This window comes from Pseudomonas wuhanensis, assembly GCF_030687395.1.
In the GTDB taxonomy this organism is placed as follows: Bacteria; Pseudomonadota; Gammaproteobacteria; order Pseudomonadales; family Pseudomonadaceae; genus Aquipseudomonas; species Aquipseudomonas wuhanensis.
The window spans coordinates 5,819,796-5,832,158 of the sequence record NZ_CP117430.1; the positions used below are offsets into that span (position 1 = coordinate 5,819,796).

The window sequence follows — 12,363 nt, forward strand, 5'->3', positions numbered from 1 at the left end:
TAAACAAAGCATGAGCAGCCGTCGTCCCGATCCGCTGGCGCAAGTCAGTGACTTTGATATCCGCCTGTTGCGGATTTTTCGCAGTGTCGTGGAATGCGGCGGCTTCTCCGCGGCAGAATCGGTGCTGGGGATCGGTCGCTCGGCGATCAGCCAGCAGATGAGCGATCTGGAGCAACGCCTGGGCCTGCGTCTGTGCCAGCGAGGTCGCGCCGGTTTTTCCCTGACCGAAGAAGGCCGCGAGGTCTACCAATCAGCGCTGCAACTATTAAGTGCGCTGGAAAGTTTCCGCACCGAGGTCAACGGCCTCCACCAACACTTGCGCGGTGAGTTGACCATCGGCCTGACTGACAACCTGGTCACCCTGCCCCATATGCGCATTACTCATGCCCTGGCGCAGTTGAAGGAGCGTGGCCCGGACGTACAGATCCAGATCCGCATGATCGCGCCCAATGAAGTCGAACAAGGCGTGCTCGACGGTCGCTTGCATGTCGGCGTGGTGCCGCAAGCCAGCGCGCTATCGGGGCTGGAATATCAACCGCTCTACAGCGAACGCTCGCTGCTGTATTGCGCGGTCGGCCATCCGTTGTTCTATGTCGACGACAAACAATTGGACGATGAACGCCTCAATAGCCAGGACGCCATCGCCCCGACTTTCCGCTTACCCGCCGAGATTCAGGCCCACTATCAGGCGCTCAACTGCACCGCCAGTGCATCGGATCGCGAAGGTATGGCATTTCTGATTCTGACCGGGCGCTACATCGGTTACCTGCCGGATCACTACGCCAGCCTTTGGGTGCAGCAAGGCAGATTACGTGCGCTGAAACCCAAGGCACGTTTTTATGACCTGAGCCTCGCATCGGTTACACGCAAGGGCCGTCGCCCGCATCTGGTTCTGGAGAGCTTTTTGGAAAGCCTGGCGGCGACGCGCTGAACACTTGCTCGCGAAGGCGGTGTGTCAGTTGCATAAATATCGACTGACACACCGCCTTCGCGAGCAAGCCCGCTCCCACAGGGATTATGGTGTTCAGGTTTTATCGCAACAGGACTTGTCTGCGGCCTGCGGGTGCGCTATCAACGCATCTGGTTGCACCCATTTACCTGTTCGGAAGTGCCTATGACCTTTGAAGTCCCAGCCCACGGCGGCAAACCCGCCAGCCGCATTCGTCAGAAGAACGAAGAGACCATCATCAAAGCCGCCGAAGACGAGTTCGCCCGTCACGGGTTCAAAGGCACCAGCATGAACACCATCGCGCAGAATGCCGGGTTGCCCAAAGCGAATCTGCATTACTACTTCACCAACAAACTCGGTTTGTACGTGGCGGTGCTGAGTAACATCCTTGAATTGTGGGACAGCACCTTCAATACCCTGACTGTCGAGGATGATCCGGCAGAAGCATTGACGCGATACATCCGCGCAAAAATGGAGTTCTCCCGGCGCCAGCCACAGGCTTCGCGGGTCTTCGCCATGGAGGTCATCAGCGGCGGCGAATGCCTGAGCGCGCATTTCAACCAGGACTATCGCATCTGGTTTCAGGGCCGGGCGGCGGTGTTTCAGGCGTGGATCGACGCCGGCAAAATGGACCCGGTCGACCCGGTGCACCTGATCTTCCTGCTGTGGGGCAGCACCCAGCATTACGCCGATTTTTCCACGCAGATCTGCCGTGTCACCGGGCGCACCAAGTTGACCAAGCAAGACATGGAAGACGCCGGCAACAACCTGATCCGCATCATTCTCAAAGGCTGCGGCCTGACGCCTGCTATCTAAGACACCTATGCCTTTTACCCTCAGCGGCTTTTGCGAATACCGCGAAGAGATTCGCAAAAGCCGCTTCATCACCCTCGCCGGGCCAATCACCAGCGCAGCTGATGCTCAAGCGTTCATCGAGCAGCACAGTGATTTGAGCGCCTCGCACAATTGCTGGGCCTGTAAGCTCGGCGATCAATACCGCAGCACTGACGATGGCGAACCCGGCGGCACCGCTGGACGGCCGATTCTGGCAGCGATCGAAGCGCAGGATTGCGATCAGGTCGCGGTACTGGTGATCCGCTGGTATGGCGGCATTCAACTGGGCACCGGCGGCCTCGCCCGGGCCTATGGCGGCGGTGCCAACAAATGCCTGCAAGGGGCGCCGAAGGTCGAGCTGATCAGCCGGGTGCCGGTCAGTTGTGCCTGTGCGTTTGGCGAGTTGGCCCTGGTGAAGCTTCGGGTAGCGGAACTGGGCGGTTTGGTCGTGGAAGAAACCTTCACGGCCAATGGCGTGGAACTGCAATTGGCGATCGGCGATCGGCAGATAGAGACCTTGCAGATGCAGCTGGCGGATTTGAGTCGCGGGCGCATTTTGTTGCAGCGATAAAAGAAAGATCAAAAGATCGCAGCCTTCGGCAGCTCCTATTCCGACCGTGTACTTGAGTAAGGAATGCAATCCTGTGAGAGCCGCCGAAGGCTGCGATCTTTTGGGGCGCCCCGATTTGCCCTGCATTCGATACTTGCCCACATCTGCTGTGCACCCGGCTGTGGATAACCTGAGCACATTCCGCTGTAACCCTTCTGTCATGCGGCTTTGCGGGCTTTGCTCATTTTTCATCCAAATCCCCAGCAACAACATTTATTCCACGTAAAAACAATCAGTTAGAGCGGTTTATCGCCATTAGTAGAAAGCCCCTCAGTGCTTATGCCCCTCCGGTCGGCTTGCGCACAGATACTGTGGAACAACCTGTGGATAACCCGTTCATGGCTGGCGCTGCCCCCTGTCTGACATAGCTTGCAGGCTACTGCTCGTTTTTTGATCAATTCACCGCGCGCAAAACCGGAGCCTGATCAAAGAACGTGCCCTCAAGTGGTGCCTGATTCGGAATTGGAATATGACAAGGACCGCCCACAACGCCTATGCCAGCAAGGCCTTGCCAATTTCCTGACTCAATGGCCAGGAAATTGCTTTATCCCCAGGCATAACTTCTGTCGACCTGAGCCTGTCATGTCCAACCCTGTGCCGATCCCCGATCAAATACCTCGCCTGCAACTGCGCAGAATCAGCAAACGTTACCCCGGTTGCCTGGCCAACGATGCCATCGACTTGAGCATTGCACCCGGTGAAATCCACGCCCTGCTCGGCGAAAACGGTGCGGGCAAAAGTACACTGATGAAGATCATCTACGGCGTCGCTCACGCCGACTCAGGGGAGATGATCTGGCAGGGCCAGCGCGTGACCATGCGCAACCCGGCCCAGGCTCGCGGCCTCGGGATCGGTATGGTGTTCCAGCACTTCTCGCTGTTCGAAACCCTGAGCGTGGCACAGAACATCGCGCTGGCAATGGGCGCGGCGGCGGGAACACCGAAGCAGCTTGAGCCGAAGATTCGTGAAGTGTCCCAACGCTACGGCATGGCCCTGGAACCGGAGCGACTTGTCCACAGCCTGTCCATCGGCGAGCGTCAGCGGGTGGAAATCATTCGCTGCCTGATGCAAGACATCCGCCTGTTGATTCTCGATGAGCCGACATCGGTACTGACTCCGCAAGAGGCGGATGAGTTGTTCGTCACTTTGCGCCGACTGGCGACCGAGGGCTGCAGCATTCTGTTTATCAGCCACAAGCTCGGCGAAGTACGCGCGTTGTGCCACAGCGCCACGGTGTTGCGCGGCGGCCGGGTGGCCGGGCATTGCGTGCCGGCGCAGTGCTCGGATCGGCAACTGGCGCACTTGATGGTCGGTGAAGCCGCCGAGCTGATCACCGAGTATCCAAAGGTCATTGGCGCTGATTCTTTTTTGAATGTGACGGGATTGTCCTGGCATAACCCGGACCCGTTCGGCTGCTCCCTGAAGGACATTGATCTCGACGTGCGCAGCGGCGAAATCGTGGGGGTCGCCGGAGTGGCCGGCAATGGTCAGGATGAGTTGCTGGCCTTGCTCAGTGGAGAAGAACGACTGTCCCGCGATGACAGCGCAACGATCAGTTTCGGCGGGCAACCGGTGGCGCATCTGCGGCCGGATGCACGACGTAAACTTGGCCTGGCATTCGTCCCTGCCGAGCGTCTGGGCCACGGCGCGGTGCCGGAGCTGAGCCTGGCAGATAACGCCCTGCTCACTGCATTTCAACAGGGGCTGGTCAGCAATGGGCTGATCCAGCGCGGCAAGGTCGAAGCGCTGGCCGAAGACATTATCCGCCGCTTCGGGGTCAAGACACCCGATGCCCAGGCTCCGGCTCGCAGCCTGTCCGGCGGCAACTTGCAGAAATTCATCCTCGGCCGGGAAATCCTTCAACAGCCTAAATTGCTGGTGGCCGCGCACCCGACCTGGGGCGTGGACGTCGGCGCAGCCGCGACCATTCACCGGGCGTTGATTGCCTTGCGCGATGCTGGCGCGGCGATCCTGGTGATCTCCGAAGACCTCGACGAACTGTTCCAGATCAGCGACCGCCTCGCTGCGTTGTGCGCAGGTCGATTGTCGCCCCTGAAGGCTACCGTCGACACCCGCCTGATCGACGTTGGCGGCTGGATGGCCGGCCAGTTCGACACACCTCAATCACCTGCCCCCGTCACGCTTTAACGGAGTGTCACATGCTGCTTTCTCTCGAACCCCGTGGCCAGCAATCTCGCCTGATGGTGTGGTGCTCGCCGTTACTGGCGGCCGTGTTGACGCTGGGCTGTGGCTCGCTTCTGTTTATCGCCCTGGGCCACGATCCGTTGCTGACCTTGCACACGTTGCTGATTGCACCGATAAGCGACTTGTACGGCGTCTCCGAATTGTTGGTCAAAGCGCTGCCGATTCTGCTCTGCGCATTGGGCCTGGCGGTGGCGTATCAGGCGCGGATCTGGAATATCGGCGCCGAAGGTCAGTTGCTGCTCGGCGCCCTCGCTGGCAGTGCGCTGGCGGTAAACATCATCGATATGCAAAGTCGCTGGGCGCTGGCGCTAATCCTACTGGTCGGCACCTTGGCCGGTGCTGCATGGGCCGGACTGACGGCGTGGTTGCGCACGCGCTTCAACGCCAATGAAATCCTCACCAGCATCATGCTCAATTACATCGCCCTGAACCTGCTGCTGTTCTGCGTCCACGGCCCGCTGAAGGACCCGGCCGGGTTCAACTTTCCAGAGTCGGCGATGTTCGGCGATGCCAGTCGACTGCCGCTGTTGATGGAGGACGGTCGGGTTCATGCGGGGGTGTATTTCGCCTTGCTCGCGCTGGTGGCGGTGTGGGTGTTACTGCAGAAAAGCTTTGTCGGCTTCCAGATCAAAGTACTCGGGCTGGACAAGCGCGCCGCAGGTTTCGTCGGCTTTCGCGAGAAGCGGCTGATCTGGCTGGCGTTGTTGATCAGCGGCGGCCTGGCGGGGTTGGCCGGGGTCTGCGAAGTCACCGGGCCGATCGGTCAATTGGTGCCGCAAGTCTCGCCGGGTTACGGCTATGCGGCGATCACCGTAGCGTTTCTCGGGCGGCTGAATCCCATCGGCATCCTGTTTTCCAGCTTGTTGATGGCGCTGCTGTACATCGGTGGCGAGAGCGCGCAGATGAGCATGAACCTGCCGCAAGCGATCACTCAACTTTTCCAAGGGATGATGCTGTTTTTCCTGCTGGCCAGTGACGTGCTGATTCTCTACCGCCCGCGTCTGAACCTGTGCTGGGTACGGCGCACTTCGACCACCGCTGTACACGCAGGAGCCTTGTGATGGATATCGATCTGCTGAGCAATATTTTCTACGCCATGGTTCGCTGCGGTACGCCGTTGTTGCTGGTGGCGCTGGGCGAGTTGATCTGCGAGAAGAGCGGCGTCCTCAACCTTGGTCAGGAAGGCATGATGCTGTTTGGTGCGGTGATCGGTTTCATCGTCGCGCTGAACAGCGGCAACCTCTGGCTTGGCGTGTTGCTGGCGATGCTCGCCGGGATGCTGTTGTCGTCGCTGTTTGCCCTGGTGGCGCTGGTGTTCAACGCCAATCAGGTGGCGACCGGGTTGGCGTTGACGATCTTCGGCGTGGGCCTGTCGACCTTTGTCGGCGCAGCGTGGGTTGGCAAACCGTTGGCGGGTTTCGAGCCGGTGGCGATTCCGTTGTTGAGTGAAATCCCGCTGATCGGGCGGATGCTGTTTGCCCAGGACTTGTTGGTGTACCTGTCGTTCGCGCTGTTCACGTTAGTGGCCTGGGTGATTCTGAAAAGTCGCGTCGGGTTGATTATTCAAGCAGTCGGCGAAAACCCGGATGCCGCCAGCGCCATGGGCTTGGCGGTGTTGCGAGTGCGTACGCTGGCGGTGCTGTTTGGCGGGGCGATGGCGGGGTTGGCCGGGGCTTATTTATCCCTGGCCTACACGCCGATGTGGGCGGAAAACATGAGTGCCGGTCGCGGCTGGATTGCCCTGGCGCTGGTGGTGTTTGCCAGTTGGCGGGTGTGGCGATTGTTGCTCGGAGCGTATCTGTTCGGTCTCGCCAGCATCCTGCATTTGGTGGCGCAGGGGTTAGGGCTGGCGATCCCGTCGAGCCTGCTGGCGATGCTGCCTTATGTCGCGACCATTGTGGTGTTGGTGCTGTTGTCCCGGGATGCCGTGCGCACACGGTTGTATGCGCCGGTTTCGTTGGGGCAGCCGTGGCGGGCCGGGCATTAGCGGAGGCTTCAAGGGCCTCATCGCGGGCAAGCCCGCTCCCACAGGTTTTGTGTCGGTCGAAAATTCCGTGTTCACCAAAATCACTGTGGGAGCGGGCTTGCCCGCGAAGGCGCCCGAACAGGCAACACTTGAACAACGCCCCACGCCAATTCAAAAAACAGGAAAATCACCAATAGCGAACTCGCCCCATGGGCCAAGGCATAAGCTAGCCAAGCCGAAAACAGAAACCTCCCCACCGCGTCATACCGCCCAAATACCTGCTGCGGATCACGAATCCGCAACACCGCCCAGACACACACAATCGAACCCAACAAATTCGCCATCAGCATGTGCATCGGCTCGAACGGTGGTAGCTCGCCAGGCAAATTGAAAGTCTGGCTCAGGCTCAAGAACACGCCATGCAATGCCGCAAAACTCCACGGCGTTACAAAAGCAGCAGTCACGATCAGGTCGTACCACGCACTGCCCCGCACTACTTGACGATATTGCGTTGAAGTCCACATCGGCATTGCTCCATAAATTCAGGGAGCAACAAGGCTAAAGCCTGGAGTATGCTCCAGGGTCAAGCCCTCTCGAGACCTCAAGATGCGCATCGGTGAATTAGCCCAGGCCAGCGCTGTCAGCCGCGACACATTGCGCTTTTACGAGCAGCGCGGATTGATCGCCGCGCAACGTAGCGCCAATGGTTATCGCGACTATCCGGCGGAGATGGTGCAGCTGGTGCTGTACATCAAGACCGCTCAGCGACTGGGCTTTACCCTCGGCGAGATCGGCAGCAGCGTCGCCGCGTTGTGGCAGGCGCCCGACCCAGCCAATGCCGTTACCCAACTGCTGCAAGACAAACTGAACCTGATCGAAACTCGCATCGCAGAACTCGATGTCTTGCGTCAGGAACTGCAACATCGGCTGAGCCAACGTTGTCCTTTGAATCCGTGATTTTCATCCATCAAGGAAGCCATTCATGTCCAAGGCAAAAAACGCACTCATCATCGGCGCCTCCCGGGGCTTGGGCCTCGGTCTGGTGAAAACCCTGCTGGCCGATGGTTGGCAAGTCACCGCCACCGTGCGCAACCCGCAGAGCGCCGAAGCCTTGCAAGCGTTAGGCAATGTGCAAATCGAAAAACTCGACATGGACGATCAGCAAGCAGTCATCGCCCTTAGCCAGCAACTCAAAGGCGAGGTGTTCGATCTGTTGTTCGTGAATGCCGGGGTCAAGGGGCCGGAGGTCCAGACGCCGGGCGGCGCGACGTTGGCCGAGGTGGGTCAGCTGTTCTTCACCAACGCCGTGGCGCCGATCAACCTCGCTCAGCGTTTCGTCGGGCAAATTCGTGAAGACAGCGGCGTGCTGGCGTTCATGAGTTCGGTGCTGGGCAGTGTGACCATGCCCGACGCGCCGGAACTGGCGCTGTACAAGGCCAGTAAAGCAGCGCTGAACTCCATGACCAACAGCTTCGTCACGCAATTGGGCGAACAGAAACTCACCGTGCTGTCGCTGCACCCGGGTTGGGTGAAGACTGATATGGGCGGTGAAGGCGCGGACATTGATGTTGAAACCAGTACCCGCGGGTTGATTGATCAGGTGAATGCGTATGCCGGCAAGGGCGGGCATCATTTTGTGAATTACCGGGGTGAGACCATTCCCTGGTAACACCACATTCCCCTGTGGGGGCCGGGCTTGCCTGCGATAGCATCACCTCGATATCACTGAAAGACCGAGGTGCCTGCATCGCGGGCAAGCCCGGCTCCCACAGGGTTCTGCATCGTCTGGTCGGGGAGGCTTGCCCGCGAAGCTTTTTTGTTCGAAACTCCGCACCTCGCCCCCCCCCCGCGGCGACCCTGGATCAGCAGACAGGGCAACACTGAGCTGGCAACCCTGAACCCAACTTTCAGAGGAGCCGGCCACCATGCCTGCGACCCGTACCTGGTTAAAAAATCCCCTCGCCATTTTCACGGCCAACGCGCTCGATGCCCGTGGCGGTCTGGTTGTGCAAGACGGCTTGATCGTCGAAGTGCTTGCCGCCGGCCAGCAACCGTCCGCGCCCTGTGACCACGTTTTCGATGCTCGCGAACACGTGATCCTGCCAGGGCTGATCAACACCCATCACCACTTCTATCAAACCCTGACCCGTGCCTGGGCACCGGTGGTTAATCAGCCGTTGTTCCCGTGGTTGAAAACCCTCTATCCGGTCTGGGCTCGCCTTACCCCTGAAAAACTTGCCCTCGCCACCAAAGTCGCGTTGGCCGAATTGCTGCTGTCCGGTTGCACCACAGCCGCCGACCACCATTACCTGTTTCCGGAAGGCCTGGAAAACGCGATCGATGTGCAGGTCGAGAGTGTTCGCGAACTGGGGATGCGCGCCATGCTCACTCGCGGTTCCATGAGCCTTGGCGAAAAAGACGGCGGCCTGCCACCGCAGCAAACCGTCCAGGAAGGCGAAGTGATCCTCGACGACAGCCAACGTCTAATCGCCGCGTACCACGAGCGCGGCGATGGGGCGCAGATTCAGATCGCGCTGGCGCCCTGCTCACCGTTCTCGGTGACCCCGCAAATCATGTCCGCCAGCGCCGAACTAGCGAACACCCTCGACGTGCGCCTGCACACGCACCTGGCGGAAACCCTCGACGAAGAAGACTTCTGCCTGCAGCGTTTCGGTCTGCGCACCGTTGATTATCTGGACAGCGTCGGCTGGCTCGGGCCGCGTACCTGGCTGGCCCACGGCATTCATTTCAACCCCGACGAAATCGCCCGACTCGGCGCGGCCGGCACGGGCATTTGCCATTGCCCGAGTTCGAACATGCGCCTGGCTTCCGGCATTTGCCCGACGCTGGACCTGACCGCTGCGGGTGCGCTGCTGGGTCTGGGCGTAGACGGTTCGGCATCCAACGATGCGTCGAACATGATCCTCGAAACCCGCCAGGCGCTGTACATCCAGCGGCTGCGTTACGGCGCGGAAAAAATTACGCCGGAATTGGTGCTGGGCTGGGCGACCAAAGGCTCGGCGAGTTTGCTCGGGCGCAGCGATATCGGTGAACTGGCGGTGGGCAAGCAGGCGGATCTGGCGCTGTTCAAACTGGATGAACTGCGCTTCTCCGGCAGCCATGATCCGGTGTCGGCGCTGCTGCTCTGCGGCGCAGATCGGGCGGACCGGGTGATGGTCGGTGGCAAGTGGCGGGTGATCGACGGGCAGGTTGAAGGACTGGATCTGAAAGGGTTGATTGCCGATCACAGCCAGGCAGCTCGGCAGTTGATCGCCGGTACCTGACACAACACCAAACAAATGTGGGAGACGCCCGCACCAGTGGATGGCGTGGATTGGTGAGGGCGCACCGGGATGGTTCTGTGGTGGTCGTCAGGGGCTCTTCGCGGGTAAGCCTCGCTCCTACGGGATTTACGCAGGTCATGTGGGAGCGAGGCTTGCCCGCGATGGCCGTTACGCGATTTCGATCCATTTGTTGTCCTGTTGGTCAGCAATTTGCATTGCCCTCCTCCATCTCACAACAAAATGGAGTTCCAGTTCATGCAAAAACGTCCGTTGAAGCAGCTGTTTTGCGCTGTCGCCGCAGCCATCGGTCTGAGCGCCAGTCTGACCGCCAGTGCCGCCGACCCGCTGAAAGTCGGCTTCGTCTATATCGGCCCGATCGGTGACCACGGCTGGACGTATCAGCATGAACAGGGACGCAAGGCGCTGACAGACAAATTCGGCGAGCAGATCACCACCAACTATGTGGAGAACGTCGCCGAGGGCGCCGATGCCGAGCGGGTGATCCGCAACATGGCCAAGGACAACTACGATCTGATCTTCACCACGTCTTTCGGCTACATGAACCCGACCCTGAAAGTCGCCAAGCAATTTCCCAAAGTGACCTTCGAACACGCCACCGGCTACAAGCAGGACAAGAACCTCGGCACTTACCTGGCACGCACTTATGAAGGCCGCTACGTCGGCGGTTTCCTCGCAGCGAAGATGACCAAGACCAAGAAAGTCGGCTACGTCGCCTCGTTCCCGATCCCGGAAGTCATCCGCGACATCAACGCCATTCAACTGGCCCTGAACAAGTACAACCCGGGCACCGAGATCAAAGTGGTGTGGGTCAATTCCTGGTTCGACCCGGGCAAGGAAGCCGACGCCGCCAACGCGCTGATCGACCAAGGCGTGGATGTGGTGTTCCAGCACACCGACAGCCCGGCACCGATCCAGGCGGCCGAACGTCGCGGTGTGTATGCCGTTGGTTATGCATCGGACATGGCGCACTTCGGGCCGAAAGCGGTGCTGACGTCTATCGTCAATGACTGGGGGCCGCATTACATTCAGGCGACTCAAAGCGTGCTCGACCACACATGGAAATCCCAGGATTACTGGGGCGGTCTGAAGGAAGGCACGGTTGAGCTGCCGATCAGCGACCTGGTGCCAGCTGCGGTGAAAACCGAAGCCGGGCAGATCATTACCGACATCAAGAGCGGTGCCCTGCATCCGTTCACCGGGCCGATCAAGGATCAGGCCGGTGTCGAGAAAATCCCGGCGAGCGCGACGGCAACCAATGCGCAACTGGCGTCGATGAACTACTACGTCGAAGGCATGAAGGCCCAGATGCCGAAGTAATTCCTTTGAGCCAAAACACAGTACCTGTGGGAGCGGGCTTGCCCGCAATAGCGGACTTTCAGTCAACAAAGATGTTGGATGTGCAGACGTCATCGCGGGCAAGCCCGCTCCCACAGGACTTTCTAGTGTTTTCCGGTCTGCGTACTCTTCAGGACAATCGCATGAACAGCCTCCCAATCATCGACATCAGCCCGCTCTACAACGCAGATCAAAACGCTTGGCAATCCATCGCCACACAAATCGACCGCGCCTGCCGCGAATGGGGCTTTTTCTATATCAAGGGCCACCCGATTTCGGCGGAGCGCATCGATGCCGTGCTCAACCACGCCCAACGTTTCTTCGCCCTGCCCACTACTGAAAAACTCAAGATCGACATCACCCAGACCCGCCACCACCGCGGCTATGGCGCCATCGCCACCGAGCAACTCGACCCCAGCAAACCCAGCGATCTGAAAGAAACCTTCGACATGGGCCTGCACCTGCCGGCTGATCATCCCGAGGTTATTGCGGAAAAACCTTTGCGCGGTCCCAACCGTCATCCGTCGATGCCCGGTTGGGAATCGCTGATGGAGCAACACTACGTCGACATGCAGGCGCTCGCTCAAACCCTGCTGCGAGCCATGACCCTGGCGTTGGGCATCGAGCGTGACTTCTTCGATAGCCGCTTCAAAGAACCGGTCAGCGTGCTGCGAATGATTCATTACCCCCCGCGCCACACGGCCAGCACCAAAGATCAGCAAGGTGCCGGCGCTCACACCGATTACGGTTGCATCACCCTGCTCTATCAGGATGCCGCTGGCGGTCTGCAAGTGCGCAATGTGCAGGGCGATTGGATCGATGCACCGCCGATCGAAGGCACGTTCGTGGTCAACCTCGGCGACATGATGGCGCGCTGGAGCAACGACCATTACCTGTCGACGCCACACCGGGTGATCAGCCCGTTGGGAGTGGATCGGTACTCGATGCCGTTCTTTGCCGAACCGCATCCCGACACCGCCATTGAATGCCTGCCCGGTTGCCAGGACGAACGGCATCCGGCGAAGTATCCGGCCACCACCTGCGCCGAATTCCTGCTGTCGCGCTTCGCCGATACCTACGCCTATCGACGGCAACAGGAAGCCGTGTAATGAACCGGCTGGTCAGGTTTTGCTCATTGTTTCTGCGGGCATCTGTAGAA

12 protein-coding genes are annotated in these 12,363 nt (G+C 59.7%); 11 read left to right on the forward strand and 1 reads right to left on the reverse strand.

What is annotated here, in order from left to right:
• Positions 1-10: 10 nt before the first annotated feature.
• The 6 genes from PSH88_RS26895 to PSH88_RS26920 all read left to right on the forward strand — a co-directional run bounded on the left by PSH88_RS26895 (position 11) and on the right by PSH88_RS26920 (position 6,585).
• Positions 11-931: a LysR family transcriptional regulator gene (locus PSH88_RS26895; RefSeq protein WP_008006295.1), complete on the forward strand. Its 921-nt coding sequence runs from the start codon at positions 11-13 to the stop codon at positions 929-931.
• Positions 932-1,114: 183 nt separating this feature from the next.
• The gene (locus PSH88_RS26900) at positions 1,115-1,765 is read left to right on the forward strand and encodes a TetR/AcrR family transcriptional regulator (protein WP_305423709.1); all 651 of its coding nucleotides are present in this window, start codon (positions 1,115-1,117) and stop codon (positions 1,763-1,765) included.
• A gap of 7 nt (positions 1,766-1,772) precedes the next feature.
• Positions 1,773-2,354: an IMPACT family protein gene (locus tag PSH88_RS26905; protein WP_305423711.1), complete on the forward strand. Its 582-nt coding sequence runs from the start codon at positions 1,773-1,775 to the stop codon at positions 2,352-2,354.
• Positions 2,355-2,975: 621 nt separating this feature from the next.
• Positions 2,976-4,541: an ABC transporter ATP-binding protein gene (locus tag PSH88_RS26910; RefSeq protein ID WP_305423712.1), complete on the forward strand. Its 1,566-nt coding sequence runs from the start codon at positions 2,976-2,978 to the stop codon at positions 4,539-4,541.
• 11 nt (positions 4,542-4,552) lie between these two features.
• Entirely contained in the window at positions 4,553-5,659 is a 1,107-nt protein-coding gene (locus PSH88_RS26915) for an ABC transporter permease (protein WP_305423713.1), read from the forward strand.
• On the forward strand, positions 5,659-6,585 hold the full coding sequence (locus PSH88_RS26920; protein WP_305423714.1) for an ABC transporter permease: 927 nt from the start codon (positions 5,659-5,661) through the stop codon (positions 6,583-6,585). The genes PSH88_RS26915 and PSH88_RS26920 overlap by 1 nt, the downstream gene beginning before the upstream one ends.
• Before the next feature lie 80 nt (positions 6,586-6,665).
• Here PSH88_RS26920 and PSH88_RS26925 read toward each other — a convergent pair whose 3' ends face one another.
• Positions 6,666-7,088, reverse strand: coding sequence for a hypothetical protein (locus tag PSH88_RS26925; protein WP_305423716.1), 423 nt, complete (start codon positions 7,086-7,088; stop codon positions 6,666-6,668).
• 82 nt (positions 7,089-7,170) lie between these two features.
• Here PSH88_RS26925 and PSH88_RS26930 point away from each other — a divergent pair, with 82 nt between their 5' ends.
• The 5 genes from PSH88_RS26930 (at position 7,171) to PSH88_RS26950 (ending at position 12,313) form a co-directional block, all read left to right on the forward strand.
• Positions 7,171-7,521, forward strand: a complete 351-nt coding sequence (locus PSH88_RS26930) for a MerR family transcriptional regulator (RefSeq protein ID WP_095053005.1) — start codon at positions 7,171-7,173, stop codon at positions 7,519-7,521.
• A gap of 25 nt (positions 7,522-7,546) precedes the next feature.
• Positions 7,547-8,233 carry an SDR family oxidoreductase gene (locus tag PSH88_RS26935; RefSeq protein ID WP_305423722.1) on the forward strand — a complete coding sequence of 229 codons (687 nt, stop codon included), beginning with the start codon at positions 7,547-7,549 and terminating at the stop codon, positions 8,231-8,233.
• Between the two features lie 256 nt (positions 8,234-8,489).
• Positions 8,490-9,848, forward strand: a complete 1,359-nt coding sequence (locus PSH88_RS26940) for an 8-oxoguanine deaminase (protein WP_305423724.1) — start codon at positions 8,490-8,492, stop codon at positions 9,846-9,848.
• Between the two features lie 255 nt (positions 9,849-10,103).
• Positions 10,104-11,186 (forward strand): BMP family ABC transporter substrate-binding protein, encoded by a 1,083-nt coding sequence (locus PSH88_RS26945; protein WP_305423726.1) that lies wholly within the window; start codon positions 10,104-10,106, stop codon positions 11,184-11,186.
• A 161-nt stretch (positions 11,187-11,347) separates the two neighbouring features.
• On the forward strand, positions 11,348-12,313 hold the full coding sequence (locus PSH88_RS26950; protein ID WP_305423728.1) for a 2-oxoglutarate and iron-dependent oxygenase domain-containing protein: 966 nt from the start codon (positions 11,348-11,350) through the stop codon (positions 12,311-12,313).
• Positions 12,314-12,363: the final 50 nt, after the last annotated feature.